26 protein-coding genes and 1 tRNA gene are annotated in these 26165 nt (G+C 58.9%); 2 read left to right on the forward strand and 25 right to left on the reverse strand.

What is annotated here, in order from left to right:
* Positions 1 to 25: 25 nt before the first annotated feature.
* The 22 genes from RY831_RS17740 to rpsO all read right to left on the reverse strand — a co-directional run bounded on the left by RY831_RS17740 (position 26) and on the right by rpsO (position 21105).
* Entirely contained in the window at positions 26 to 574 is a 549-nt protein-coding gene (locus RY831_RS17740; protein ID WP_326507713.1) for an NUDIX domain-containing protein, read from the reverse strand.
* Positions 575 to 641: 67 nt separating this feature from the next.
* Positions 642 to 947, reverse strand: coding sequence for a DUF2818 family protein (locus RY831_RS17745; protein WP_326507714.1), 306 nt, complete (start codon positions 945 to 947; stop codon positions 642 to 644).
* A 14-nt stretch (positions 948 to 961) separates the two neighbouring features.
* Positions 962 to 2443: an NADH-quinone oxidoreductase subunit NuoN gene (gene nuoN, locus RY831_RS17750; protein WP_326507715.1), complete on the reverse strand. Its 1482-nt coding sequence runs from the start codon at positions 2441 to 2443 to the stop codon at positions 962 to 964.
* A gap of 48 nt (positions 2444 to 2491) precedes the next feature.
* Positions 2492 to 3982 (reverse strand): NADH-quinone oxidoreductase subunit M, encoded by a 1491-nt coding sequence (locus RY831_RS17755; protein ID WP_326507716.1) that lies wholly within the window; start codon positions 3980 to 3982, stop codon positions 2492 to 2494.
* Positions 3983 to 4009: 27 nt separating this feature from the next.
* A complete protein-coding gene (gene nuoL, locus RY831_RS17760; protein WP_326507717.1) occupies positions 4010 to 6085 on the reverse strand; it encodes an NADH-quinone oxidoreductase subunit L in 2076 nt (691 codons plus the stop codon).
* Positions 6086 to 6112: 27 nt separating this feature from the next.
* Positions 6113 to 6421, reverse strand: coding sequence for an NADH-quinone oxidoreductase subunit NuoK (gene nuoK / locus RY831_RS17765; protein ID WP_326507718.1), 309 nt, complete (start codon positions 6419 to 6421; stop codon positions 6113 to 6115).
* Between the two features lie 12 nt (positions 6422 to 6433).
* On the reverse strand, positions 6434 to 7090 hold the full coding sequence (locus RY831_RS17770) for an NADH-quinone oxidoreductase subunit J (RefSeq protein ID WP_326507719.1): 657 nt from the start codon (positions 7088 to 7090) through the stop codon (positions 6434 to 6436).
* A 44-nt stretch (positions 7091 to 7134) separates the two neighbouring features.
* Positions 7135 to 7623, reverse strand: coding sequence for an NADH-quinone oxidoreductase subunit NuoI (nuoI, locus tag RY831_RS17775; protein ID WP_194723534.1), 489 nt, complete (start codon positions 7621 to 7623; stop codon positions 7135 to 7137).
* An 18-nt stretch (positions 7624 to 7641) separates the two neighbouring features.
* Positions 7642 to 8709, reverse strand: a complete 1068-nt coding sequence (gene nuoH, locus RY831_RS17780) for an NADH-quinone oxidoreductase subunit NuoH (protein ID WP_326507720.1) — start codon at positions 8707 to 8709, stop codon at positions 7642 to 7644.
* Positions 8709 to 11045, reverse strand: a complete 2337-nt coding sequence (nuoG, locus tag RY831_RS17785; protein WP_326507721.1) for an NADH-quinone oxidoreductase subunit NuoG — start codon at positions 11043 to 11045, stop codon at positions 8709 to 8711. Before nuoG ends, nuoH begins: the two co-directional genes overlap by 1 nt.
* An 86-nt stretch (positions 11046 to 11131) precedes the next feature.
* Positions 11132 to 12427: an NADH-quinone oxidoreductase subunit NuoF gene (gene nuoF, locus RY831_RS17790; protein WP_326507722.1), complete on the reverse strand. Its 1296-nt coding sequence runs from the start codon at positions 12425 to 12427 to the stop codon at positions 11132 to 11134.
* Complete coding sequence (gene nuoE / locus RY831_RS17795; protein ID WP_326507723.1) at positions 12424 to 12915, reverse strand: NADH-quinone oxidoreductase subunit NuoE; 492 nt, start codon at positions 12913 to 12915, stop codon at positions 12424 to 12426. The genes nuoF and nuoE overlap by 4 nt, the downstream gene beginning before the upstream one ends.
* Before the next feature lie 21 nt (positions 12916 to 12936).
* Positions 12937 to 14190, reverse strand: a complete 1254-nt coding sequence (locus tag RY831_RS17800; RefSeq protein WP_326507724.1) for an NADH-quinone oxidoreductase subunit D — start codon at positions 14188 to 14190, stop codon at positions 12937 to 12939.
* Positions 14190 to 14786: an NADH-quinone oxidoreductase subunit C gene (locus RY831_RS17805; protein WP_326507725.1), complete on the reverse strand. Its 597-nt coding sequence runs from the start codon at positions 14784 to 14786 to the stop codon at positions 14190 to 14192. Before RY831_RS17805 ends, RY831_RS17800 begins: the two co-directional genes overlap by 1 nt.
* 19 nt (positions 14787 to 14805) lie before the next feature.
* Positions 14806 to 15282 (reverse strand): NuoB/complex I 20 kDa subunit family protein, encoded by a 477-nt coding sequence (locus RY831_RS17810; protein WP_326507726.1) that lies wholly within the window; start codon positions 15280 to 15282, stop codon positions 14806 to 14808.
* Positions 15283 to 15285: 3 nt separating this feature from the next.
* A complete protein-coding gene (locus tag RY831_RS17815) occupies positions 15286 to 15645 on the reverse strand; it encodes an NADH-quinone oxidoreductase subunit A (RefSeq protein ID WP_326507727.1) in 360 nt (119 codons plus the stop codon).
* A gap of 100 nt (positions 15646 to 15745) precedes the next feature.
* Positions 15746 to 15830: transfer RNA gene (locus tag RY831_RS17820), tRNA-Leu, on the reverse strand.
* Between the two features lie 72 nt (positions 15831 to 15902).
* Positions 15903 to 16292 carry a preprotein translocase subunit SecG gene (secG, locus tag RY831_RS17825; protein ID WP_326507728.1) on the reverse strand — a complete coding sequence of 130 codons (390 nt, stop codon included), beginning with the start codon at positions 16290 to 16292 and terminating at the stop codon, positions 15903 to 15905.
* A gap of 48 nt (positions 16293 to 16340) precedes the next feature.
* Complete coding sequence (tpiA, locus tag RY831_RS17830) at positions 16341 to 17087, reverse strand: triose-phosphate isomerase (RefSeq protein WP_326507729.1); 747 nt, start codon at positions 17085 to 17087, stop codon at positions 16341 to 16343.
* A 170-nt stretch (positions 17088 to 17257) separates the two neighbouring features.
* Positions 17258 to 18238, reverse strand: coding sequence for an NAD(P)H-quinone oxidoreductase (locus tag RY831_RS17835; protein WP_326507730.1), 981 nt, complete (start codon positions 18236 to 18238; stop codon positions 17258 to 17260).
* A 263-nt stretch (positions 18239 to 18501) separates the two neighbouring features.
* Positions 18502 to 20643: a polyribonucleotide nucleotidyltransferase gene (gene pnp / locus RY831_RS17840; RefSeq protein ID WP_326507731.1), complete on the reverse strand. Its 2142-nt coding sequence runs from the start codon at positions 20641 to 20643 to the stop codon at positions 18502 to 18504.
* A 192-nt stretch (positions 20644 to 20835) separates the two neighbouring features.
* Entirely contained in the window at positions 20836 to 21105 is a 270-nt protein-coding gene (rpsO, locus tag RY831_RS17845) for a 30S ribosomal protein S15 (RefSeq protein ID WP_326507732.1), read from the reverse strand.
* A 139-nt stretch (positions 21106 to 21244) separates the two neighbouring features.
* Here rpsO and RY831_RS17850 point away from each other — a divergent pair, with 139 nt between their 5' ends.
* Together RY831_RS17850 and bamE are read left to right on the forward strand one after the other, a co-directional pair.
* On the forward strand, positions 21245 to 21529 hold the full coding sequence (locus RY831_RS17850; RefSeq protein ID WP_326507733.1) for a hypothetical protein: 285 nt from the start codon (positions 21245 to 21247) through the stop codon (positions 21527 to 21529).
* Between the two features lie 78 nt (positions 21530 to 21607).
* Positions 21608 to 22153 (forward strand): outer membrane protein assembly factor BamE domain-containing protein, encoded by a 546-nt coding sequence (gene bamE, locus RY831_RS17855; RefSeq protein WP_326507734.1) that lies wholly within the window; start codon positions 21608 to 21610, stop codon positions 22151 to 22153.
* Positions 22154 to 22251: 98 nt separating this feature from the next.
* Here the strand turns inward: bamE and RY831_RS17860 are convergent, their stop codons facing one another.
* From RY831_RS17860 to RY831_RS17870, 3 genes are all read right to left on the reverse strand, one after another.
* Entirely contained in the window at positions 22252 to 23790 is a 1539-nt protein-coding gene (locus tag RY831_RS17860) for a 2-isopropylmalate synthase (RefSeq protein WP_326507735.1), read from the reverse strand.
* A gap of 374 nt (positions 23791 to 24164) precedes the next feature.
* Positions 24165 to 25049 carry a CDP-diacylglycerol--serine O-phosphatidyltransferase gene (pssA, locus tag RY831_RS17865; RefSeq protein ID WP_326507736.1) on the reverse strand — a complete coding sequence of 295 codons (885 nt, stop codon included), beginning with the start codon at positions 25047 to 25049 and terminating at the stop codon, positions 24165 to 24167.
* Positions 25050 to 25362: 313 nt separating this feature from the next.
* A complete protein-coding gene (locus RY831_RS17870) occupies positions 25363 to 26118 on the reverse strand; it encodes an SIMPL domain-containing protein (RefSeq protein ID WP_326507737.1) in 756 nt (251 codons plus the stop codon).
* Positions 26119 to 26165: the final 47 nt, after the last annotated feature.

The following is a 26165-nucleotide window of genomic DNA, read 5'->3' on the forward strand; positions in this document are numbered from 1 at the left end:
TCTACTTTACCAACCTGATTCCTGGTCAAGGCTTCCACTGGCCGTTGATGATTCTCTCCAGCCAGAAGCTGCCGATCACGGTTTTTACATCCGTGATCTTTCCGGTTCTGACCCATTCCAGCATTTCGGGCACGGTCGCGGTGAAAGTCTCCAGAAATTCGCCGTCGTCCAGCTCCCGCTCGCCCGCGGTCAGTCCGCGTGCAAGGAAGATGTCGAGATGTTCATCCGAGTAGGCAATGGCATTGTGAATCGTGCAAAGGAAATGCCAGTCCACAGCCGTGTAGCCGGTTTCTTCCTTCAGTTCGCGCTTTGCGCACTCGAGCGGATCTTCGTTCGGATCAATCTTCCCGGCTGGAAATTCAATGAAAACGTCATGCATCGGATAGCGGAACTGCCGCTCCAGCAACACCGTTCCGTCGTCCAGCAGGGGAAGGATGACGACCGCACCGGGATGCGTAATGTATTCGCGCTTGGTCAGCTTGCCGTCCGGTAGGCGGATGGTGTCCCGCTGCACCTTCAGGAAATGCCCGTCATAGGCGACTTCGGTGTCGACCTGAGTTTCTTTCAAATCCATGCCTGCCCACTCCAACAAATCAAAGCCACCATTGTAGGCGCAGGCGCCCGGCTGGCCTTAGAGCAAATCAAGCATGGTGCTTGCGCAGGTAGCGGAAAACGAAACCCGGAAAAGCCAGGACGAGGAAGAGACAGGCGGTGATGGCGTAGAACTCCCATCGCTGCGGAAATGCATTGCCTATCCGCGATTCGATCAGGTAGGCAATGCCGCCGACGATGAAGTACAGGATGATGAGTTCGAACAGTCGCAGCCAGAGGGATTTGGCCGGGCGTTTCAGGGAAATCGCGCCCAGCAGGCGTTCGTTAAGAAACGGAAGGTTGGCGGCGACCGCCGCCAACAGGATCACGAACCAGCTTGAAAGCGAAACATCCACTGTGCAGCTTCGCTTCAGGAAGACAAAGTTCTGACCATCGCCGTTGCGCAAAGCGCCATCAGCGGACCAGGCAGGATACCCAGGGCCAGCACTGCCAGTCCATTGGCTGTGAGCGTGATGCGCATGTCGCCGGGCACTTCGATTTTGCTGTTATCGACGGGCTCATCGAAGTACATGACCTTCACCACGCGCAGGTAGTAGAAGGCACCGATCAGCGACAGCAGCACCGAGACCACCGCCAGCCAGACCTGGCCGGTGCTCAGCACCGCCTGCAGCACGGCCAGCTTCGCGTAGAAGCCAACGGTCGGCGGAATGCCAGTCAGCGAGAACATCAGGATCAGCATGATCAGGGCGAACAGCGGGCTGCGCTGGTTCAGTCCCTTGAAATCGTCGATGCTTTCCGCCTCGAAGCCGGCGCGCGCCAGCAGCATGATCAGGCCGAAGGTACCGAGCGTGGTCAGCACGTAGGCGACCGAGTAGAACATTGCCGAGCTGTAGGCATTCGCTGCAGATGCGACGTTACCGTTGACCACGCCGGCCAGCATGCCGAGCAGCATGAAGCCCATCTGGCCGATGGTGGAGTAAGCCAGCATCCGCTTCAGGTTGGTCTGCACGATTGCCGTAATGTTGCCGACGGCCATCGAAAGCACAGCCAGTACCGTCAGCATCTGCTGCCAGTCAATCGCAAGCGGGAACAGTCCTTCCACCAGCAGGCGGATGCAGATCGCAAAGCCGGCCAGCTTGGGCGCACCGCCGAGCAGCAGCGTGACCGCGGTCGGAGCACCCTGGTAAACGTCGGGAACCCACATGTGGAATGGCACCACGCCCAGCTTGAACGCCAATCCGGAGACGACGAATACGAGGCCGAACACCAGCACCGTCTTGTTGACACTGCCGGAGGCAGTTGCCTTGGCCACTTCGGTAAGGTCGAGCGAACCGGTGGCGCCATACAGCATTGACATGCCGTACAGCAGGAAACCGGAGGACAGCGCACCCAGGATGAAGTACTTCATCGCCGCTTCGGTCGATACCGCATTGCCGCGACGGAGGGCGACCAGCGCATAGGTAGCCAAGGACATCAGTTCAACACCGAGATAGATGATCAGGAAGTTGTTTCCCGAGATCATGACCATCTGTCCCAGCAGGGAGAACAGCGCGAGGACATAGAACTCACCGCCAAGGGCGCCGCCGAGCATGCCGCGCTCGGTCGCGTACTGGCGCGAATAGATTAGAGTCACGCCCATCGCAATATACGAGCAGACCTTCAGGAAGTTCGACATCGCATCGGACACGAACATGTTGTTGAAGGTGTATACCGTCGGCTTGCCGTAATCGGACGCATTGAGCGCGATACAAACCAGCAGCGTGACGAGGGCCAGCGCGTAGGTGATATTGCGCTTGCTGTCCTTCAGGAACATGTCGATCAGAAGGATGGCCGACGTCGCTATCACCAGGAAGATTTCCGGATAGACCGGTGCGAAATTTACAGTGTTCATCTTGTCGTCGCTATTGTGCGTTCATTCATGCATTCAGCCGGATGCCGGTCATTGCAGCTTGGAGATTGCGACATGCTTGAGAAGGTCATCGACGGAGATCTGCATGACATCGGTAAACGGTGCCGGATAGACGCCCATCGCGATCACGGCGATAGCCAGCACGCTCAGCATGAAGAATTCGCGGCCGTTGAGGTCGGTCAGTTCCGCAACGTGCTTGTTGCCGATATCGCCGAATACCACCCGCTTGACCAGCCACAGCGAGTACGCTGCGCCGAAGATCAGCGCCGTCGCGGCGAGCATGCCAATCCAGAAGTTGTATTGCACCGCACCCAGGATCACCATGAATTCGCCGACGAATCCGGAGGTGGCCGGAAGGCCGCAGTTGGCCAGCGAGAACAGCACGAAGAATGCGGCGAAACGGGGCATGGTATTGATCACGCCGCCGTAGTCGGCGATCTGGCGCGAATGCATGCGGTCATACAGCACGCCGATGCAAAGGAACATGGCGCCTGACACGAAACCGTGGGAAATCATCTGCACGATGCCGCCCTGCACCGCCATGTCATTGAACATGAAGAAGCCGAGCGTGACGAATCCCATGTGTGCAATCGACGAATAGGCCACCAGTTTCTTCATATCCGCCTGCACCAGTGCAACCAGGCCGATATAGATCACCGCGATCAGGGACAGCGTGATGATGAAGCCCGACAGGTACTGGCTGGCATCGGGCGCGATCGGCAGCGAGAACCGCAGGAAGCCGTAGGCGCCGAGTTTCAGCATGATCGCGGCCAGCACGACCGAACCGCCGGTCGGCGCTTCGACGTGCGCGTCGGGCAGCCAGGTATGCACCGGCCACATCGGCACCTTGACCGCGAAAGCCATCAGGAAGGCAAGGAAGATCAGGATCTGCGCATCGAGCGGCAGCGGCAGCTTGTGCCAGGTCAGGATCTCGAAGCTGCCGCCCGACTTGAAGTACAGGTACAGCAGCGCCACCAGAGTCAGCAGGGAGCCAAGCAAGGTATAAAGGAAGAACTTGATCGCCGCGTAGACCCGGTTGGCGCCGCCCCAGACGCCGATGATGATGAACATCGGGATCAGGGTCGCTTCGAAGAATACGTAGAACAGCAGGCCGTCGAGCGCGCAGAACACGCCGATCATCAGGCCGGACAGGATCAGGAACGCGCCCATGTACTGGGCGACGCGCTTTTCGATCACCTCCCAGCCGGCAATGACGACGATCACCGTGATGAAGGCCGTCAGCAGGACGAACCACACAGAGATGCCGTCGACGCCGAGCAGGTACTGGACGTTGAACCGCTCGATCCAGGATGCCCTCTCGACGAACTGCATGCCGTGCGCAGCCTTGTCGAACTGGTTGATCAGCGGCAGGGTGACGAGGAAGCTGACGATCGAACCGATCAGCGAGATTCCGCGCACCAGGCCGGGTTTGTCATCCCTGCCGAACAGCAGGACGAACACGCCGAATGCGATCGGGCACCAGATCGCAAGGCTCAGAAGAGGAAAAGTTGACTGCATCATGGTTTTTATTTGCTTTACATCGCCAACTTATTTGGCAAACGTCGGGAACGGCATGAAATAGATCAGGAAGCCCAGCACGCCGATGATCATCACGAAGGCGTAGTGGTAGATGTAACCGGACTGCAGGTGGCGGATCACTGTGGAGAACCATCCCACCGCCTTGGCACTGCCGTTGACGATCAACCCGTCGATCAGGGCGCGGTCGCCGATCCTCCAAAGCCCGCCTCCAAGGACGCGTGCGCCGGCGCCGAACACCACTTCATTGAACTTGTCCAGGTAGTACTTGTTTTCCAGGATCGTGTGAATGCCGCGGAACTTGCTGTAGAACCACGCCGGAACCCTTGGATTGACCATGTAGCAGTAATAGGCGGCTGCGACTCCAGCCAGCGCCAGGTAGAACGGCGCGGTGGAGAATGCGTGCATGCCCATCGCGGCGGCGCCATGGAATTTCTCGGTCAGGATCTGCAATGCCTTGTGCGATTCGCCGACGAAGATCACATCCCTGAAGAAGTCGCCGTGCAGCATCGGGCCGATCGCGATGAAGCCGATGATCACCGACGGAATCGCAAGCAGGATCAGTGGCAGCGTGACTACGAATGGCGCCTCATGCGGCTTCTCGCCCGGTGCGAGGCCATGGTGATGGTGCGCGTCGTGCGCATTATCATGCTCTTCATGGGCATCATGCGCATCGTGTGCACTGTGGCCGTGATGGTCGTGCGCCTTGCCGAAACGCTCTTCGCCATGGAACACGAGGAAGTACATGCGGAAGGAATAGAAAGCCGTGACGAAGACACCCGCCAGTACCGCGAAATTGGCGAAGCCCGAACCCCAGATTTGGCTCTCGTGCACCGCTTCGATGATGCTGTCCTTCGAGTAGAAGCCGGAGAAGAACGGCGTGCCAATCAGCGCCAGCGAACCGAGCAGCGAGGTGATCCAGGTGATCGGCATGTACTTGCGCAGGCCGCCCATGTTGCGGATGTCCTGGTCGTGGTGCATGCCGATGATGACGGCGCCCGCGCCGAGGAAAAGCAAGGCCTTGAAGAAGGCGTGGGTCATCAGGTGGAATACGGCCACCGAGTATGCCGACGCGCCGAGGGCAACTGTCATGTAACCCAGCTGCGAGAGGGTCGAATAGGCAACCACCCGCTTGATGTCATTCTGGATGATGCCGAGGAATCCCATGAACAGCGCTGTAATCGACCCGATCACCAGCACGAAGGACAGCGCGGTGTCGGACAGCTCGAACAGCGGCGACATGCGCGCCACCATGAAGATGCCGGCCGTCACCATGGTGGCGGCATGGATCAGCGCGGAAATCGGCGTCGGACCCTCCATTGAATCGGGCAGCCAGACGTGCAGCGGGAATTGCGCGGACTTGCCCATGGCGCCGATGAAAAGGCAGATGCAGGCGACGGTGATCAGCATCCAGTCGGTACCGGGCAGCGTCAGGGCGGCAAGTTCGTTCTTCTTAGCAAACACTTCGCCGTAGTTCATCGAACCGGCATAGGCAAGCAGCAGCCCGATGCCCAGGATGAAGCCGAAGTCGCCCACGCGGTTGACAAGGAAGGCCTTCATGTTCGCGTAGATCGCGGTGGGACGGGTGTACCAGAAGCCGATGAGCAGGTAGGAGACCAGGCCTACCGCTTCCCAGCCGAAGAACAGCTGCAGGAAGTTGTTGCTCATGACGAGCATCAGCATCGAGAAGGTGAACAGCGAGATGTAAGAGAAGAAACGGTTGTAGCCTTCGTCATCGGCCATGTAGCCGATGGTGTAGATATGCACCATCAGCGACACGGAGGTCACCACGCACATCATCATTGCCGTCAGGCTGTCGACGAGGAAGCCGATTTCCAGCTTCAGTCCCATCACGGTCATCCAGTTGTAGAGAGTGCCGTTGTAGCTGGCGCCGTCCATGACGGCCAGCAGCGTCTGGACTGAAATGATGAATGAGATCAAAACACCAAGGATGGTCGCGGAATGCGATGCGGTGCGACCGATCTTGTTGCCGAAAAACTTGGTTCCGAACAGGCCTGCAATTGCAGAGCCTGCCAGTGGTGCCAGAGGCACAGCCAAGAGTAGATATGGGTTGAGTTGCCCCGCCATGATGGACCTTATCCGTTATTTTTCTGGTTAACCTTTGAGACTGTCGAGATCTTCCACGTTGATGGTGTCCAGGTTACGGAACAGCACCACCAGGATGGCAAGACCAATCGCGGCTTCCGCTGCAGCCACCGTCAGAATGAAGAAGACGAAAATCTGTCCCGCCGCATCGCCGAGATAATGCGAGAAGGCGATGAAGTTCGTGTTCACCGCCAGCAGCATCAGTTCGATCGCCATCAGCAATACGATGATGTTCTTGCGGTTGAGGAAGATGCCGACGATCGAGATGGCGAACAGGATCGCCCCAAGGATCAAATAGTGTGCAAGTGATAGAGCCACGGTGCGATTCCCTTATTGTTTTTCCGTTGCGGACGCCGCAGCGCCGGCACCGCCGTTCGCGCGCTGTTCGGCGCGGTCGGATTCAGCTTTCATGCTGACCATGCGGATACGGTCGTTGCGCTTGACCTTGACGGCAGCCGCAGGATCGAAGTACTTCGAATCCTTTCGCCGGCGCAGCGTCAGCGCCACGGCAGCCACCATCGCAACCAGCAGCACCACCGCAGCAATTTCGAATGCGTAGATGTACTCGGTATAGATCAGCTTGCCCAACTCCTTCGTATCGCCGATATTGGCAGCCGCTGCAGGCGCCTGCGCCGCCGGATCCCAGAAGCCATGGAACAGCACGGCCGCCATCTGGAGAACGATGAGCACGCCGACGCCGGCGGCCAGCGGAAAGTAGCTCCAGAAGCCTTCGCGCATCTTGCCGATATCTACGTCGAGCATCATCACGACAAACAGGAAGAGCACCATGACCGCTCCCACATACACAAGCACCAGCACGATGGCCAGGAACTCGGCTTTCAGGAGCATCCAGATGCCTGCCGCCGAGAAGAAGGAAAGCACCAGGAACAATGCGGCGTGCACCGGGTTGCGGGAGGTGATGACGCGAATGGCGGCCAATATCAGGATCGCCGAGAACGCGTAGAACAAAGCAGTTTTAAATTCCATAATCGACCAAGTGAGTCAGCTTTACGAAGGCCAAACGGCCGGCATCAACGATATGCGGCGTCGGCTGCTCGGGCAGCGGCAATGTCCTTTTCATAGCGGTCGCCGACCGCGAGCAACATTTCCTTCGTAAAGTACAGGTCGCCGCGCTTTTCGCCGTGATATTCAAGGATGTTCGTTTCGACAATCGAGTCGACCGGGCAGGATTCCTCGCAAAAGCCGCAGAAGATGCATTTGGTCAGGTCGATGTCGTAGCGCGTGGTACGGCGGGTTCCGTCGTCACGCTCGGTCGATTCGATGGTGATCGCCATTGCCGGACAGACCGCTTCGCACAGCTTGCAGGCGATGCAACGCTCTTCGCCGTTCGGATAGCGGCGCAGCGCATGCAGGCCGCGGAAGCGCGGAGACAATGGCGTCTTCTCTTCGGGAAACTGCACAGTGATCTTGCGGGCGAACATATATCGTCCCGTAAGCGCGAGCCCCTTGAGTAGTTCTCGCAGCATCAGGCTGCCGAAAAATTCTTTGATGGCTTCCATGGTAATGAGCCTTTTTCCTTACTTCCAAATATTCCAGGGGGTCTGCATCCACGCGGCGACGATCACCAGGTAAGCGAGGGTCAGCGGGATGAACACTTTCCAGCCCAAGCGCATGATCTGGTCATAGCGATAGCGCGGAAACGAAGCGCGTGCCCAGATGAACAGCGAAACGACGAGGAAGGTCTTGATGCCGAGCCAGATCCATCCGGGGATGAAATCGAGGAATGAAACCGGTGCCGCCCAGCCGCCAAGGAACAGCAGCGCAGTCAGCATCGAGATCAGAATCATGTTCGCGTACTCCGCGAGGAAGAACATCGCGAACGACATTCCTGAATACTCGACCATGTGACCCGCGACGATTTCCGACTCGCCTTCCACTACGTCAAAAGGGTGACGGTTAAGCTCTGCGATTCCGGAGATCACATAAATCACGAAAATCGGCAATAGCGGCAACCAGTTCCACGACAAGATCGGAAGCCCTTGTTCGGCGAAAAATCCTTTGTTCTGCCCCATCACGATGTCGGTCAGGTTCAAGCTGCCTGATACAAGCAGCACGACGACGAGCGAAAAGCCCATTGCGATTTCGTAGGACACCATCTGGGCAGATGCGCGCATCGCGCCCAGGAAGGCATACTTGGAATTGGATGCCCAGCCGGCAATGATCACGCCGTAGACTTCCAGCGATGTAATCGCCATCACGAAGAGAAGACCGGCATTGATATTGGCCAGCACGGTTTCCGGACCAAAAGGAATGACAGCCCATGCCGCCAGCGCCGGCATGATGGTCATGACCGGAGCGATGACAAACAGCGCCTTGTTCGACTTGGCTGGAACGACGATTTCCTTGAGCAGCAACTTGAGGGCGTCGGCGATCGGTTGCAGCAACCCGGCCGGACCAGTCCGGTTCGGGCCGATGCGAATATGCATCCAGCCGATCATCTTGCGTTCCCACAATGTGAGATACGCAACGCACGCCAGCAACGGAAGTACGACGGCGACGATCTTGACAACATTCCAGATCAGCGGCCACAGCATGCCGAACACATTCTGTCCGGTGCTGTTGATGGTCATGAACACCTGATCCATTAGATTTTCTCCACGCTGATGGGGCCGAACATGCCGCCGAGGCCGATCGTGCTGGGATGCGCAGCCGCGACACGGATGACGTTGGCCGGAAGTTTCGCATCGATTGCAACCGGAACGACTGCGGTGCCCTGCCCCTGCAGCACCTTGATCTGCGCGCCTTCACCGATGCCGAGCTGTTCCGCGAGCAATGCGGAGATGTGCGCCTTCGGCGCCTTCGCATCGGTGGTCTGCTGCAGCGAACCGGCACGGCGAACGATGGCGTCGCTGAAGTAGATAGGCACATCGGCGATGCGCTCGAGCTGGCCGTCTGCCGACGGCCTGGCAGCCTGCGGCGCGTCGCTAGCAATGTTGTTCAGCTTGGAAGACAGGTCGGCTTCCTCGGCCAGTTTTGTGCCGAGCACTTCGATTCGGATCTGCTCCGACGTGTCGTAATTGAAACCGCCGATGTCGAGCAGGTTGCCGAGAACGCGCAGCACCTTCCATGCCGGACGGGTTTCGCCGAGCGGCTTGACGGTGCCGTTGAAGCCTTGCGCCCTGCCCTCGCAGTTGACGAAGGTGCCGGCTGTTTCGGAAAACGGCGCGATCGGCAGCAGAACGTCGGCATACTCGGTTCCATGCTTGTACGGCGACATGACTACCACCATCTCCGCCTGCTGCAGGGCCGAGCGCGCGGCCTGCGGATCGTAGCAGTCGTATTCCGGCTCGGCGTGCATCAGCACATAAGCCTTGCGCGGCTGGGCAAATGCCTGGATGGCATTGGCCCCCTTGCCCGGGACGGCGTTGGCGATATAGCCGCCGACAGTATTGGCTGCCTCGGTCAGGTAGCCGAACTTGGCGTCGGTCTGCTGGGCGATCCACTGTGCCGCAGCGTGTAGCTGGGATGCCTGAGGATGCTGTGCGGCGGAGTTGCCGAGCACGACAGCCTTGCGCTCGCCAGACAGCAGGCTGTCGGCGATCGCCTTGGCGATTTCACCGGCCTGGATGCCATCAAAGCCTGCGGGCGCTGCGATGCCCTTGGCGGCGGCAATCGCCACCACCACTTCGCTCAGCGCGGACAGCCAGTCTGACGGTGCCTTGATCAGGCGGTTCGCGATCGGCAGCAGGTGGTCGTCATCGGTTGCATTCAGTGTGCTGACCTTGGTGCCGCGCTTGGCGGCATGGCGCAGGCGCGCTGCGAGCAGCGGATGATCCTTGCGCAGGAAGGAGCCGATCAGGAAGGCGCGGTTGACCTGGCCGAATTCGTCGATCGACATGCCCAGCCAGGGAGTGACCTTGCCGTCCAGCGCGAAGTCGGACTGGCGCAGGCGGAAATCGATGTTGTCGGATCCGAGGCCGCGCACCAGCTTCTGCAGCAGGCTCAGCTCTTCCAGGGTTGAATACGGTGCGGCCAATGCGGCGATGGAATCTGCACCGTGTTCATGGCGGATGTTACGCAGGCCGTGCGCGACGTATTCCAGCGCGGTCTGCCAGTCGGTCTCGATCCACTTGCCGTCCTGCTTGATCATCGGCACTGTGAGGCGGTCCTCGTGGTTCAGCCCCTCGTAGGAGAAGCGGTCCTTGTCGGACAGCCAGCATTCGTTGACCGCTTCGTTCTCGAGTGGCAGCACGCGCATGACCTTGCCGCCCTTGACCTGTACCATCAGGTTGGAGCCCAGGCCATCATGCGGACTGACGGAGCGGCGGCGCGACAATTCCCAGGTACGCGCGGTGTAACGGAACGGCTTCGATGTGAGCGCGCCGACCGGGCACAGGTCGATCATGTTGCCCGACAGCTCGGAATCGACGCTGTTGCCGACGAAGGTCGTGATCTCCGAATGTTCGCCGCGGTTGAGCATGCCGAACTCCATGACGCCAGCAATTTCCTGACCGAAGCGGACGCAGCGGGTGCAGTGGATGCAGCGCGCCATTTCACGCATGGAAATCAGCGGACCCGCGTCCTTCGGATCGATGACGCGCTTCTCTTCTTCGTAGCGCGAAGCGGCCGGACCATAGCCCACCGCGAGATCCTGCAGCTGGCACTCGCCGCCCTGGTCACAGATTGGGCAGTCCAGCGGGTGATTGATGAGCAGGAACTCCATCACGCTTTTCTGCGCCTTGACCGCCTTGTCGCTGTTGGAGCGGACGATCATGCCGTTGGTCACCGGGGTCGCGCATGCGGGAAGCGGCTTCGGTGCCTTCTCGACTTCGACCAGGCACATGCGGCAGTTTGCCGCGATGGACAATTTCTTGTGATAGCAAAAATGCGGTATGTAGGTGCCGACCTTGTTGGCGGCATCCATGACCATGCTGCCTTCCTGCACCTCTACTTTTTTGCCGTCGATTTCAATTTCAACCATGGCTCAGTTTTGCCTCAGTATGGGTAAGGCGCGCCGGGCGCGCCAGGTAACTTTTGCCGTGAGGGCCATGCGGCCCTTCACGTGATTCAGACATAGGCAGGAACGATGCAGCGCTTGTGCTCGATGTGATATTCGAACTCCTCGCGGAAGTTCTTCACCATCGCGCGCACCGGCATTGCCGCTGCGTCGCCGAGCGCGCAGATAGTGCGCCCCTGGATGTTGTCCGCGATCGTGTTCAGCATGTCGAGATCGTCGGCGCGTCCTTGTCCGTGCTCGATGCGATGCACCATCCGGTACAGCCAGCCGGTGCCTTCGCGGCACGGCGTGCACTGTCCGCAGGATTCTTCGTAATAAAAATACGACAGGCGTAGCAGCGACTTGACCATGCAGCGTGTTTCATCCATGACGATGACCGCGCCGGAGCCGAGCATCGAACCCGCCTTTGCGATCGAGTCGTAATCCATGTCGGTTGCCATCATCACGTCGCCGGTGAGCACCGGCATGGACGAACCGCCAGGAATCACCGCCTTGATCTTCTTGCCGTCGCGCATTCCACCGGCCAGCTCCAGCAGCTTCGCGAACGGCGTGCCGAGCGGGACCTCGTAATTACCGGGACGAGCAACGTCGCCGGACATCGAGAAGATCTTGGTGCCGCCGTTATTAGGCTTGCCCAGCGCAGCGTACGCCTCGCCGCCCATGCCCATGATGAAGGGCACGGCCGCGAAGGTCTCGGTGTTATTGATCGTAGTCGGCTTGCCGTAGAGGCCGAAGCTGGCGGGGAACGGCGGCTTGAAGCGCGGCTGGCCCTTCTTTCCTTCCAGGGATTCGAGCAGCGCGGTTTCTTCGCCGCAGATGTAGGCGCCGTAACCATGGAAGGCATGCAGCTGGAAGCTGAATTCGCTGCCCATGATGTTGTTGCCCAGGAATCCGGCGGCGCGCGCCTCTTCCAGCGCCTCTTCGAACCGCTCGTACTCGGCCCAGACTTCGCCGTGGATATAGTTGTAGCCCACGGTGATGCCCATCGCGTAAGCACCGATCGCCATTCCCTCGATCAGGGCATGGGGATTGAAGCGGATGATGTCGCGATCCTTGAACGTGCCGGGCTCGCCCTCGTCAGTGTTGCAGACCAGGTACTTCTGGCCGGGAAACTGGCGCGGCATGAAGCTCCACTTCAGGCCGGTCGGGAATCCGGCGCCGCCGCGGCCGCGCAGCGACGATGCCTTCAGTTCGGCGATGACTTGTTCGGGAGCGATCTTCTCGTTGAGGATGCGCTTGAGCGCTTCGTATCCGCCGCGTTTCACGTAGTCGGACAGATGCCAGTTATTGCCGTCGAGCCCCGCGAGGATCAGCGGATTGATATGTCGGTTGTGCAGGCTGGTCATTTCTTCAATTCCTCTACCAGCGCATCGATCTTTTCATTCGACATGAAGCTGCACATGCGCTTGTTGTTGACCAGCATGACGGGGGCATCGCCGCACGCGCCCATGCACTCGCCTTCAACGAGAGTGAACTGGCCGTCTGCGGTCGTTTCCTTGTAATCGATACCCAGCTTGTCCTTCAGGTAGTGCGCAGCCTTCTCGCCACCCGACAGCTGGCACGGCAGGTTGGTACAGACCGAGATCTTGTACTTGCCTACCGGCTTGGTATTGTACATATTGTAAAAAGTTGCTACTTCCTGTACCGCGATCGGAGCCATGCCGATATAGTTGGCTACATCCATGAGCACTTCAGGCGGCAACCAGCCTTTTTCGCTCTGGGCAATGGCCAGTGCCGCCATGACGGCGGACTGCCGTTGATCAGCAGGGAATTTCGCGAGTTCGCGATCAATTTTCTTGTAAGCTTCTTGACTTAACAGCATAACGTCAGCCATCCGTGCGCAGTCTCTGCGCGGTTATCGGTCAATCTCACCGAACACGATATCTTGCGTGCCGATGATCGTTACTGCGTCCGCAATCATATGGCCCTTGGCCATTTCGTCCAGTCCCTGCAGGTGCGGAAAGCCCGGAGCGCGGATCTTCAAGCGATAAGGTTTGTTCGCTCCATCGGAAATCAAGTAGACGCCGAACTCGCCTTTCGGATGCTCCACGGCGGCATAGGCCTCGCCTTCCGGTACATGGAAACCCTCGGTGAAAAGCTTGAAGTGGTGAATCAGCTCTTCCATGTTGGACTTCATGTTGACGCGCGACGGCGGGGCGACCTTGTGGTTGTCGGTCATCACCGGGCCTGGATTGTTGCGCAGCCATTCGATGCATTGCTTGATGATGCGATTCGACTGGCGCATCTCCTCAATGCGGACCAGGTAGCGGTCGTAGCAATCGCCGTTGACGCCGACCGGGATGTCGAAGTCGAGCAGATCATACACTTCGTACGGCTGCTTCTTGCGCAGATCCCATGCGATACCTGAACCGCGCAGCATCGGGCCGGTGAAGCCCATCGCCTTCGCCCTTTCGGGTGTGACTACGCCGATGCCGACGAGGCGCTGCTTCCAGATACGGTTATCCGTGAGCAGGGTTTCATACTCGTCTACATAGCCGGGGAAACGGTTCGTGAAATCCTCGATGAAATCGAGCAGCGAACCCTGGCGGTTTTCATTCAGCTGCCGGATCGCCTTTTCGTTGCGGACAGCCGATGCCTTGTACTGGGGCATGGTGTCGGGCAGGTCGCGATAGACGCCGCCGGGACGGTAGTAGGCTGCGTGCATGCGCGCACCGGACACCGCTTCGTAGCAATCCATCAGGTCTTCGCGTTCGCGGAAAGCGTACAGGAAGACTGCCATCGCGCCGACGTCGAGACCGTGCGCACCGATCCAAAGCAGGTGATTCAAAATGCGTGTGATCTCGTCGAACATCACGCGGATGTACTGCGCGCGCAGCGGAACATCGATGCCGAGCAGTTTTTCGATTGCGAGAACGTAGCCGTGCTCGTTGCACATCATCGACACGTAGTCCAGGCGATCCATGTAGGGAACAGACTGGAGGAAGGTCTTCTGCTCGGCGAGTTTTTCGGTCGCTCGGTGCAGCAGGCCGATGTGCGGGTCGGCACGCTGGATCACTTCGCCGTCGAGCTCGAGCACGAGGCGCAGCACGCCGTGCGCCGCCGGATGCTGCGGACCGAAGTTCAGTGTGTAATTCTTAATCTCAGCCATTATTTCATCCCGTATTTCTCTTCGCGAATCACACGCGGAATGATTTCACGCGGTTCAATCGTCACGGGTTGGTAAATCACTCGTCTTTGCTCGGCGTCGTAGCGCATCTCGACGTAGCCGGACACCGGGAAATCCTTGCGGAAAGGATGTCCGATGAAGCCGTAGTCGGTTAGGATGCGGCGCAGGTCGTTATGACCCTCGAACAGGATGCCGAAGAAATCGAATGCCTCGCGCTCATACCAGTTCGCCGCCGACCAGGTGTCGACCAGCGAAGCCAGGACGGGCATGTCATCGTCGGGCGCGAACACGCGGACGCGAATGCGCCAGTTATGGGTGACCGAAAGCAGGTGCGAGACCACCGCGAAACGCGGACCGTCCCATGCACCGTCGCCATATGTTGAGTAATCGACGCCGCACAGATCGATCAGCTCTTCGAAACGCAGGTCGGCATGATCGCGCAGTACGCGCATCGCGGATAGATAATCGGAGGCGGGGACAACGATCGTCACCTCTCCCAATGCCACCTTGAGATCCTGGATCTGACCGCCGAGCGCATTGCGCACCGCAGCTTCAAGGGTTTCAATTTTTGTCGTCATATCTCTTTAGCGCGACCTGTTAGCGCGCAATCGTATTGGTGCGCTTGATCTTGTTCTGCAGCTGAAGAATGCCGTAGAGGAGTGCTTCGGCGGTCGGCGGACAGCCCGGCACGTACACATCCACTGGCACGATGCGATCGCAGCCGCGCACGACGGAATACGAATAGTGGTAATAGCCGCCGCCGTTGGCGCAGGTGCCCATGGAGATGACCCAGCGCGGCTCTGCCATCTGGTCATAGACCTTGCGCAGCGCGGGCGCCATTTTGTTGCACAGGGTGCCTGCAACAATCATCACATCCGACTGGCGCGGCGACGGGCGGAACACGATGCCGAAGCGATCCAGATCGTAGCGCGAGGCGCCGGCATGCATCATTTCGACCGCACAGCAGGCCAGACCGAACGTCATCGGCCACAGCGAACCGGTACGCGTCCAATTGATCAGCTTGTCAGCCGTCGTCGTAACAAAACCTTCGTTCAAAACACCATCAATAGCCATGACTTACTCCCAATCCAGTGCGCCCTTCTTCCAGATGTACCAGAAGCCCACGACGAATTCGGCGATGAACACCATCATCGTCAGGAAGCCCTGCCATCCGAGGTCGCGCATCGCGACGCCCCAGGGGAAGAAAAATGCGGTTTCCAGATCGAACAAAATGAAAAGAATGGCGACGAGGTAGTAGCGCACATCGAACTTCATGCGCGCATCTTCAAATGCCTCGAAGCCGCACTCGTACGGTGACAGCTTTTCCGCGTCCGGCTTGTGCGGCGCCAGCACTCGGCCCAGCACCTGTGGAACTACGCCGACGCCAATGCCGACAAGAATGAATAAAAGTATGGGGAAATAATTTTCGAGGTTCACGATAGGAAGTGGATGTTGGTTAAATGAATGATTGGCAAATCAAACCAAATGTCCTCGATAAAAAGCCAGCTCGGGATACCCCTTGCTGGCTTTAGATTATTGGTGCCGACGGCGAGACTCGAACTCGCACAGCTTTCGCCACTACCCCCTCAAGATAGCGTGTCTACCAATTTCACCACGTCGGCTGAGACTGCTATTTTACTCTGTTTCACCGCATTTGTTCAACGCACAATTGCCGGCGACCAAGCCCAATAAAACTATTTCGGAATCTGGTTTGCCTGTCCTGCATTACCTGCCGGGGCAGGCGCCGCTGGCGCAGGATTGACGGTACCCGCAGGAGCATTCGGCGCCGGCACGCTTGAAGCTGGAGCAGGCAGGTTGTCCATGACGCCGCCCGTTACCGGGCCACGCTTGCTGCCGATGAAGGCCAATGCAAGCGTTGCAGAGAAAAAGATGACAGCTGCAACACCTGTCGACTTCGAAAGGAAGTTCGAGGAGCCGGTTGCACCGAAAAGGCTTCCGGAGGCGCCGGAACCAAAAGCCGCCCCCATGTCTGCGCCCTTTCCATGCTGCACCAGCACAAGGCCGATGATCACCAGCGCGGAGATGACTTGCACCACAACAATCAATGTGAACAATACGTTCATTACATGCTTTCCAATACTTGATAAAAACCTGTTCTGCTTGCGCAGAGCTTATGCGGACCGGATGATGGCCAGAAAGTCGGCTGCCTTGAGGGCGGCACCACCGATCAGGCCGCCGTCGATGTCCTGCATTGCGAGCAGTTCCCTTGCATTGTCCGGCTTCATGCTGCCGCCGTACAGAATCTGAACGGTCTCCGCTGCAGCGGGATTCAGTGCTGCGACGCGCGCTCGCAATACCGCGTGGACATCCTGCGCCATCTGCGGCGTTGCGGTCTTGCCGGTACCGATTGCCCATACCGGCTCATACGCGATCACCATCTTGCCGCAGCCATCCGCGCCGAGCACTGACAATACCGCATCCAGCTGTGCGCCAACGACCGAATCCGTCTTGCCTGCCTCCCGCTCCTCAAGAGACTCGCCGACGCACACGATCGGCACCAGCCCCGACTTGATGGCCCGCGCCGCCTTCGCTGCAACCCGCTCGCTGGTCTCGCCGTGATAGGAACGGCGCTCCGAATGTCCAACGATGACATAGGTACAACCGAAGTCGGTCAGCATTGCGGCGGCAACTTCACCGGTGTATGCGCCCGACTCATGCTCGGAAACATCCTGAGCACCCCAGCTGACAGGCGTGCCCGTAAGCACCGATTTGCATTGCGCCAGATACGGGGCCGGCGCGCATATCGCAACGTCACATGACGCTTGCGGAAGTTCGCTTTTGATCCCGTCGAGCAGGACGGCATTGGCAGCGAGGCTGCCATTCATTTTCCAGTTTCCGGCGATGAGTTTGCGACGCATAGGGGCCTAAAAATTCGATAACCCTTGATTCTAGCGCGCCGCAACATGCCCGGTCAAACCCAAGCAACAATCTATGACCATGGACAAGCGCTTGACGTTCCTCAAGGGTACCCGGCTGGCATAAATAATTTTACGCCAGCCTGCTCCTACTCGACGAATCAACCGTTCAATTATTCAACTTTCAGAACGATCTTGCCGACATGGGTACTACTTTCCATCAATGTGTGGGCTTGCGCGGCCTGATCAAGTGGGAAGACGCTATGAATTACCGGCTTGATCTTGCCCGCCTCGATGAGCGGCCATACATTCTCGACAAGCTTGTTTGCAATGGCGGCCTTGAATTCGATGGGGCGGGGACGCAGTGTTGAACCGGTGATTGAGAGCCTACGGCGCAGTATCTGCGCCAGATCGACATTCGCCTTGGCACCGCCCAGCAGGGCAATGATGACAATACGGCCGTCGTCGGCCAAACAATCAATCTCGCGATTGACATAGTCGCCGGCGACCATGTCGAGCACCACGTTAACGCCCTTGCCCCCGGTTTCCGCCTTGATCACGTCCACGAAATCCTCGGCCCGGTAATTGATTCCACGGGTCGCGCCGAGCCGCTCGCAGGCGAGCCGCTTTTCCTCACTGCCCGCAGTGGCGAACACCCGGTGCCCCATGGCGGCAGCCAGCTGAATCGCGGTGACTCCGATTCCCGAAGTTCCGCCCTGCACCAGCAGGGTTTCATCGCCGGCAAGTCCCGCGCGATCGAATGCATTGCTCCACACGGTAAAGAAAGTTTCGGGCAGCGACGCCGCCTCGACTGCGCTCAAGCCCTTGGGAACCGGCAGGCACTGGCGAACCGGGGCCGCGCAGTATTCAGCGTAGCCGCCGCCCTGGACCAGCGCGCAAACCAGCTGCCCCTTGACGAATCCGGTGCCATCGAGTTTGCCGTCGACGATCTCGCCGGCCACTTCCAGTCCGGGCAGGTCCGATGCCCCCGGCGGCACGGGATAGTGGCCCAGCCGCTGGAGTACATCGGGACGATTGATGCCGGCCGCATGGACCTTGATGAGGACTTCCCCGTCTTTCAAAGCGGGTACGGGGCGCTCGCACAGCTGAAGCACGTCGGGCGCGCCAGGACGTGTGATCTCGATCGCTTTCATGATAATCCTGTCAATGTGGAAAAGGCATTTTACGCGAATCGCGCATTCCGCTCCTGCGCCCCCCCCCTCCACGGCGCAGATCGCCAGCGAGGGCGGGCTCGATGCGGAACAAGTCTTCCTTCCGGCCGAACGGAAGGAAAAGACCAGGGCACCCCGGATCCATGCGCGCTAGGAAAGTGCAATAAAAAAACCGCCCGGACTTTCGTCGGGGGCGGTTTCTGCATCGGGATGCGTCGCCGGCAATCGCGGCGACTCGGATGCGCTTATTGCTGCTGCTGTTGCTGTTGCTGACCGGCGCCCGCCTCTTCAGCGGCAGCAGCCTTCATCGACAGCTTCAGGCGTCCGCGGTCATCTGTTTCGAGCACCTTCACGCGAACCTGCTGGCCCTCTTTCAGGTAGTCGGCAACCGCATTGACACGCTCGTTGGCGATCTGGCTGATGTGCAGCAAGCCATCCTTGCCCGGCATGACCTGTACGATCGCGCCGAAATCAAGCAGCTTGAGCACGACGCCGTCATAGCTCTTGCCTACTTCGACCGACGCCGTCAGTTCCTCGATGCGGCGCTTCGCTTCCTGGCCCGCTGCCGCGTCCACCGAAGCAATGGTCACAATGCCTTCGTCGCTGATATCAATCTGCGTGCCGGTCTCTTCTGTCAGTGCGCGAATGACCGCACCGCCCTTGCCGATCACGTCGCGGATCTTTTCCGGATTGATCTTGATGGTAATCAGGCGCGGCGCGAAGTCGGACAGCTCCGCCTTGCCGGACGGCAGTGCTTCCTGCATCTTGGCCAGGATGTGCATGCGGCCTTCCTTGGCTTGCGCCAGCGCGACCTGCATGATTTCCTTGGTGATGCCCTGGATCTTGATGTCCATCTGCAGCGCAGTGATGCCGCTGGCCGTGCCGGCCACCTTGAAGTCCATGTCGCCGAGGTGATCTTCGTCGCCGAGGATGTCGGTGAGAACAGCGAACTTGCCGCCATCCTTGATCAGGCCCATTGCGATACCGGCGACATGCGCCTTCATCGGCACACCCGCATCCATCAGCGCCAGGCAGCCGCCGCACACCGATGCCATCGAGGACGAACCGTTGGATTCGGTAATCTCGGAAACCAGGCGCACCGAATAGCTGAACTCTTCCGGCGACGGCAATGCCGCCTGCAGCGCACGCTTGGCAAGGCGGCCGTGGCCGATTTCGCGACGCTTAGGCGTACCGACGCGACCGGTTTCACCGGTGGCGAACGGGGGCATGTTGTAGTGGAGCATGAAGCGGTCGGAGTATTCGCCCATCAGCGCATCGATCTTCTGCTCGTCGCGTGCGGTGCCCAGCGTGGCAACGACCAGCGCCTGGGTTTCGCCGCGCGTGAACAGTGCGGAGCCGTGGGTGCGCGGAAGCACGCTGCTGCGGATGCTGATCGGACGCACGGTGCGGGTGTCGCGGCCGTCGATACGGGGCTCGCCTTCGAGGATCTGGGAGCGGACGATCTTCGCTTCAAGGTCAAACAGGATGCTGCCGACTTCCGCGCTGTCCGGGGCTGCCTGGCCGGAGGCGGCAGCCTGTTCGGCGAGTGCCGCGCTCAGTTGTGCCGAGACTTCGTTGAGCTTGGCGGTGCGCGCCTGCTTGTCCTTGGTCTGGTAGGCTTCGCGCAGGGGCGCTTCGGCCAGTTCGGTAACGCGGGCGATCAGGGCTTCGTTCTTCGGCGCCGGCGCCCACTGCACTTCCGGCTTGCCGCCATCGCGCACGAGTTCGTGGATCGCGTCGATTACCGCCTTCATCTGCTCATGGCCGTAGACCACGGCGCCGAGCATGACTTCCTCGGACAGCTGGTTGGCTTCGGATTCCACCATCAGCACGGCTTGTTCAGTGCCGGCGACAACGAGGTCCATTTGCGATTTCGGCATCTGGGAAGCGGTTGGGTTCAGCACATACTGGCCGTCGATGTAACCGACGCGAGCAGCGCCGAGCGGGCCGCTGAACGGAATACCGGCAACGCTGATCGCGGCGGATGCGCCAATCATCGCCGGAATGTCAGGATCGATCTCGGGATTTACCGACAGGACATGCACGATGACCTGCACTTCATTCAGATAGCCTTCCGGGAACAGCGGACGGATCGGGCGATCGATGAGGCGCGAAGTCAGTGTCTCCTTCTCCGAAGGACGGCCTTCGCGTTTGAAGAAGCCGCCGGGAATGCGGCCTGCCGCATAGCTTTTCTCGACGTAATCGACGGTCAGCGGGAAAAAATCCTGGCCCGGCTTCGCATCCTTGCGTGCGACCACGGTTGCCAGCACGACGGTGTCTTCCACCGACACCAGCACGGCGCCGGATGCCTGACGCGCGATTTCGCCAGTCTCGAGGGTGACCGTATGCTGCCCGTATTGGAAGGTCTTGGTAACTTTGTTGAACACGGTGTTTCCTTTCTATTTTTGCCGACAGATTTTCAGGCGCTGTCGTTCACCTCACCACGGACGACCCGTCACGCATGACGCGGCGTCTTTACTGCATGAAACCACGAAACACAAATCGCCAAATGGCAAAATGCCTGCATCAGAGACTGACGCAGGCATTTTTCTAGTCAAGCTCGCGAATATCGCAAGAGTTTACTTACGCAGACCGAGCTTCTCGATAAGTGCGCGATAGCGATTTGCATCCTTGCCCTTCAGGTAGGACAGCAGGCGCTTGCGGCGGTTAACCATCATGATGAGGCCACGGCGGGAGTGGTGATCCTTGGAGTGGGCCTTGAAATGGCCGTTCAGTTCGTTGATACGGGCTGTCAGGAGCGCAACCTGCACTTCCGGAGAGCCTGTGTCGTTGGTGCCGCGCGCGTTGTCCGCGATAATTGCAGCTTTATTGATGTTTTCTACAGTCATGACTTACCTTTCACATGCGGTGCAAGGAGTCGCAACCCCGGCGCACCGTGAACATTTTTGAAATAAACTTGGTCAAAAAAACCAAGACGCGAAGTATATCGGAAATAGCTTCTCAATTCAAATACTTAGACAGGACATCATGCATTTCCCCAGCGAAACCGTGACGGTGAACATGTTCAAGCGAATATGCGCCGTATGCACTTTGGCAATACTGACCGGATGTGCATCGCTGATGCCGCCCGCCGTGAATGTCGGCGACAGCGAGGCTGACCTCGTGGCGAAACGCGGCCGGCCTACGAATCGATATACGGAAGGAAACGAAAGAATCTATGAATACATGCAGGGGCCATGGGGCCAGCGAACCTACATGGCGCGCATCGATTCGACCGGCAGGGTGAAATCCTTCGAACAGGTGCTCACTTGAAATAAACTTGGTCAAAAAAACCAAGACGCGAAGTATATCGGAAATAGCTTCTCAATTCAAATACTTAGACAGGACATCATGCATTTCCCCAGCGAAACCGTGACGGTGAACATGTTCAAGCGAATATGCGCCGTATGCACTTTGGCAATACTGACCGGATGTGCATCGCTGATGCCGCCCGCCGTGAATGTCGGCGACAGCGAGGCTGACCTCGTGGCGAAACGCGGCCGGCCTACGAATCGATATACGGAAGGAAACGAAAGAATCTATGAATACATGCAGGGGCCATGGGGCCAGCGAACCTACATGGCGCGCATCGATTCGACCGGCAGGGTGAAATCCTTCGAACAGGTGCTCACCAACGAAAAATTCGCCTCGATCGAGGTTGGCAAGGCGACCAAGGACACTGTGTTGCGCACCATAGGCGCGCCGAGCGAAACCTCGTATCTTTCCCTGCGCGATCTCGAGGTCTGGTCCTATCCGTACAAGGAAAGCAATGTCTGGAATTCGCTCATGCATGTGCATTTCGACCGTGCCGGGGTGGTCCGCCAGATGATGAACGGACCGGACCCGAGGTTCGATCCGGATGAGCGCTTCCTATTTGGCGGATTTGGCTTGCGCTAGAGCGGTCCCAGCTGCGGCTTCAGCCCGGAACTCCCTGCTCGCTCGATATGAAAAACGCCGGCATCTGCCGGCGTTTTTCATGAGATGTCTCGCAGCAGTCAAAGCTGCGGATTGAGTCGCTCCGCCTTCGAATGCAACTTGTTGAGCGCCGAAAGATAAGCCTTGGCCGACGCCACGACGATATCCGGATCCGCACCGACGCCGTTGACGATCCGTCCCGACTTGGAAAGGCGCATCGTCACTTCTCCCTGCGACTGCGTGCCGGTAGTGATGGCATTGACCGAGAAGAGTAGCAGTTCTGCACCACTCCTGGCCTCCGTTTCGATCGCGTTGACTGTAGCATCGACCGGACCGTTGCCCTCGCCCGAGCAGCTCAGTTCCTTGCCGTCCATGGTAAAGACCACCTTGGCGCTCGGCCGCTCCCCTGTTTCCGAACGCTGGGCAAGCGAGACGAAGCGATAGAACTCGTTGTCGTGCGAATGCTGCTCGTCCGCCACGACCGCAATGATATCTTCATCGAAGATTTCCGATTTGCGGTCGGCCAGTTCCTTGAAGCGAGAGAATGCCGCATTCAGTTCGGTTTCGGATTCGAGCCCGATTCCGAGTTCTTCAAGACGCTGCTTGAATGCGTTGCGACCCGACAGCTTGCCAAGGACGATCTTGTTGGCTGTCCAGCCGACATCTTCGGCGCGCATGATTTCATAGGTATCCCGCGCCTTGAGCACGCCGTCCTGGTGAATGCCCGATGCGTGCGCGAATGCATTGGCGCCGACCACCGCCTTGTTGGGCTGGACCGCGAATCCGGTGATCTGGGAGACAAGCTTGGAAGCCGGGACAATCTGCGCGGTATCGATAGACAGGTCCAGGCCGAAATGATCGCGCCGGGTGCGTACCGCCATCACGACTTCTTCGAGAGCCGTATTGCCGGCACGTTCGCCGAGGCCGTTGATGGTGCACTCCACTTGCCGCGCGCCGCCGATGACCACGCCCGCCAGGGAGTTCGCGACCGCCATGCCGAGGTCGTTGTGGCAGTGCACCGACCAGACGGCCTTGTCGGAATTCGGGATGCGCTCGCGCAGCGTCTTGATCATCTGGCCGTAGAGCTCCGGAACGCCGTAGCCGACCGTATCCGCGAAATTGATGGTGCGCGCGCCTTCATTGATGACTGACTCGATCACCTTGCAGAGAAAATCCATGTCGGAGCGGCTGCCGTCTTCCGGGCTGAATTCCACATCGTCCGTGAACTGGCGGGCGAAGCGCACCGCCAGCTTTGCCTGCTCGAGCACCTGATCGGGCGTCATGCGCAGTTTCTTCTCCATGTGCAACGGCGAAGTCGCGATGAAGGTATGAATCCGCTTGCGCTCGGCGGGTGCCAGCGCCTCGGCGGCACGGGATATGTCCCGGTCATTCGCACGCGAAAGCGAGCATACCGTGGAGTCCTTGATAATGCCGGCGATGGCCTTGATCGATTCAAAGTCCCCCGGCGACGCCGCCGCGAACCCTGCTTCGATGACATCCACCCGCAGGCGCTCCAGTTGCTTGGCGATGCGGATCTTTTCGTCCTTGGTCATCGACGCGCCGGGCGACTGCTCGCCGTCTCTCAAGGTAGTATCAAAAATAATCAACTTGTCGGCCATGCTGCACTCCTGTCGGGGGTAATAGAAAAATGGGCTTCACAATCGGTCTTCCGCCTCCCGGTGCTGAACGCGGCGGATTGGAATTGTTCGAATCGCGGGAAGTGGAGGATATGTGCGCGCTAACGCACTAGCAAACGAAGCACTAGCAAACGCAGAAGGCCAGGCAGGCCGCCGGACAACAGGAAAGCGGGAGTATGCATTTCGCGGAACATGCAAAAAACTATAAGCGGATTCCCTGCAAAGCGCAATAAGCGCATGCTGGCCCGGCTTTCGTATGATTTCAGTCCGATAAGCGGGGCAGAAGACGGATATCAAATGCCTGCCATTCTCCCCTATTCCTTCCTTCTGCTGAGCATCTGCCTGCAGCTATCCCATCAATCCTTGATGTCGTGTGTTTCCGATTCCGAAGTCTGCACGATGCTGACGGGCTTACCTTTGAACAGCCGCCAGAAATACACTACGTACCCGGACAAACCATACAGGACGAACATGCCGAACAGCACCTTCGGCGGGTCGCTGGAAATCAGCACGAAGACCAGTACGATCAGAAAGATCGCAATGAACGGAACCGATTTGCGGAAGTTGATTTCCTTGAAACTGTAGAACGGCACATTGGTCACCATCGTCAGTCCGGCGTACAGCGTGATGGTCCAGGCATACCATGTCAGGTCGGTACCGGCAAAACCCAGGTCATCCATCAGCCAGATGAAACCGGTCACCAGGGCTGCGGCGGCCGGGCTTGGAATACCCTGAAAGTAACGCTTGTCCACTACGCCGATATTGGTGTTGAAACGGGCCAGCCGCAGTGCGGCTCCGGCGCAATAGACGAAGGCAGCCAGCCAGCCGAGCTTGCCCATACCGCGCAGCGACCATTCGTACACGACCAGCGCCGGCGCCGCGCCGAATGAGAGCATGTCGGAGAGACTGTCATACTGCGCGCCGAATTCGCTTTGCGTATTGGTAATCCGTGCGACGCGGCCATCCACGCTGTCGAGCAGCATGGCGGCGAAAATCGCTACCGCCGCATAGTCGAACTTGAGATTCATAGCCATCACGATGGCGAAAAATCCGCAAAACAGGTTCGCGGTGGTAAATGCGTTCGGCAGCAGATAAATGCCACGCCGGCGGGGAGGCGGCAAGGATGAGTCGTCATCGTCGGTTCCACGCCCGATGACATTGCGCAAGCTCCGTTTGTTCAAGCGCGCCTTCGGGAATATCCCGGGGCCGCCCTTCGCCTTGCGACGATTGAAGGTTGCCATGCTGTTTCCGTATCAATGAATAAAGATGCCAAGAATTTCCGGCGCCGTCGCCGCAGCCCATCGCTGTCCGCTCTACCTCATACCGTGCAGTCAAATAGGGCAACCTGGGAAAACATGGAAATGTTCTCATCGGCGACTATCACGATGACTTGCCTGGTGCCGGGAAGTTGCCGCCGGAGACAGGCATTCCCCAAAGCAAGCGCGTGGCTATTCTAGACGAGGCGCAACCAAATGTAACCCCTTGACATCGTTCAGGGCGGACCAAAAGATTTTTCGCCCGTCCGGCCCAAGCCCTGGTCGCGTTCTCCGCACCCTATTTGAAGCGCACCTTGCCGACCACGCGCGTATTGAGTACCGTCTCACCAGGTTCGAAACTGGGATCTTCCACCGCCGGACCGCCGGCCGACGCGCTCATCGGTTTGGCCATCCGCATGTCCGCGCGTTCGGCGAATGCACCCGAAGCCTCGAAATCCACGGTCTCCAGCACAGCATCGGACACATTGCGCCCCATCGCCTTGGCAACAGCCGCGATGCGGTCGGTCAGGTTCCCGTACGCCGCAGCGATGCGCTCTTCTTCCAGCTTGCGGCTGGTTGCCGTACTCAGCGTGAATTGCAGCCCGCTCAATGCCAGGACTTTCTGTACGGCAGCGACGGTACGCGGCAGGTCGGCAAGACCGGATGTGGTGACATCAAGCGATTGGCCGACACGCCAGCCGATGGCCTGGCGCGGCTTGTTCATCGGCCTTGGCTGCCCCTCATCGGCATACACCGGATAAGTATAGTAGCCGCCGGTCTTGAGCACCGCCCTGGGGTCTTCCTTGCGCAGGATTTCGGTGCCCTGCTTCATCTTGAGGTTGACGCGTGAAGCGGCCGCTGCCTTGTCCTTGTCCTGTTCCTCGATCATGAACGTCACGCGGGCCTCATCGTTCACATGCCGGACTTCGCCGAACGCCGGCACGATCACCAAGGTGCCGCTGGTCTGCGCGGCCGGGGTTGCGTTTTGCGCATGAAGCGGCAAGGCATGAAGGGCAATCGAAGTCAGCAAGACTCCAGTCAGTACAAGGCGCATCAGATTTCTCCTGCAATGAAAAGGGGCCGCACCCGCGTGCAGCCCCT

The sequence above is a fragment of the Noviherbaspirillum album genome, assembly GCF_035916955.1.
Taxonomy (GTDB): Bacteria; Pseudomonadota; Gammaproteobacteria; order Burkholderiales; family Burkholderiaceae_D; genus Noviherbaspirillum; species Noviherbaspirillum album.

Bases quoted from the DNA above. Each gene is read 5' to 3' on its own strand.
- RY831_RS17740 (WP_326507713.1), bottom strand. From the start codon at position 574: ATGGATTTGAAAGAAACTCAGGTCGACACCGAAGTCGCCTATGACGGG.
- nuoN (WP_326507715.1), bottom strand. From the start codon at position 2,443: ATGAACACTGTAAATTTCGCACCGGTCTATCCGGAAATCTTCCTGGTG.
- RY831_RS17755 (WP_326507716.1), bottom strand. From the start codon at position 3,982: ATGATGCAGTCAACTTTTCCTCTTCTGAGCCTTGCGATCTGGTGCCCG.
- nuoL (WP_326507717.1), bottom strand. From the start codon at position 6,085: ATGGCGGGGCAACTCAACCCATATCTACTCTTGGCTGTGCCTCTGGCA.
- RY831_RS17770 (WP_326507719.1), bottom strand. From the start codon at position 7,090: ATGGAATTTAAAACTGCTTTGTTCTACGCGTTCTCGGCGATCCTGATA.
- nuoI (WP_194723534.1), bottom strand. From the start codon at position 7,623: ATGGAAGCCATCAAAGAATTTTTCGGCAGCCTGATGCTGCGAGAACTA.
- nuoH (WP_326507720.1), bottom strand. From the start codon at position 8,709: ATGGATCAGGTGTTCATGACCATCAACAGCACCGGACAGAATGTGTTC.
- nuoG (WP_326507721.1), bottom strand. From the start codon at position 11,045: ATGGTTGAAATTGAAATCGACGGCAAAAAAGTAGAGGTGCAGGAAGGC.
- nuoF (WP_326507722.1), bottom strand. From the start codon at position 12,427: ATGACCAGCCTGCACAACCGACATATCAATCCGCTGATCCTCGCGGGG.
- nuoE (WP_326507723.1), bottom strand. From the start codon at position 12,915: ATGGCTGACGTTATGCTGTTAAGTCAAGAAGCTTACAAGAAAATTGAT.
- RY831_RS17800 (WP_326507724.1), bottom strand. From the start codon at position 14,190: ATGGCTGAGATTAAGAATTACACACTGAACTTCGGTCCGCAGCATCCG.
- RY831_RS17805 (WP_326507725.1), bottom strand. From the start codon at position 14,786: ATGACGACAAAAATTGAAACCCTTGAAGCTGCGGTGCGCAATGCGCTC.
- RY831_RS17810 (WP_326507726.1), bottom strand. From the start codon at position 15,282: ATGGCTATTGATGGTGTTTTGAACGAAGGTTTTGTTACGACGACGGCT.
- secG (WP_326507728.1), bottom strand. From the start codon at position 16,292: ATGAACGTATTGTTCACATTGATTGTTGTGGTGCAAGTCATCTCCGCG.
- tpiA (WP_326507729.1), bottom strand. From the start codon at position 17,087: ATGCGTCGCAAACTCATCGCCGGAAACTGGAAAATGAATGGCAGCCTC.
- RY831_RS17835 (WP_326507730.1), bottom strand. From the start codon at position 18,238: ATGAAAGCGATCGAGATCACACGTCCTGGCGCGCCCGACGTGCTTCAG.
- rpsO (WP_326507732.1), bottom strand. From the start codon at position 21,105: ATGACTGTAGAAAACATCAATAAAGCTGCAATTATCGCGGACAACGCG.
- RY831_RS17850 (WP_326507733.1), top strand. From the start codon at position 21,245: ATGCATTTCCCCAGCGAAACCGTGACGGTGAACATGTTCAAGCGAATA.
- bamE (WP_326507734.1), top strand. From the start codon at position 21,608: ATGCATTTCCCCAGCGAAACCGTGACGGTGAACATGTTCAAGCGAATA.
- RY831_RS17860 (WP_326507735.1), bottom strand. From the start codon at position 23,790: ATGGCCGACAAGTTGATTATTTTTGATACTACCTTGAGAGACGGCGAG.
- pssA (WP_326507736.1), bottom strand. From the start codon at position 25,049: ATGGCAACCTTCAATCGTCGCAAGGCGAAGGGCGGCCCCGGGATATTC.
- RY831_RS17870 (WP_326507737.1), bottom strand. From the start codon at position 26,118: ATGCGCCTTGTACTGACTGGAGTCTTGCTGACTTCGATTGCCCTTCAT.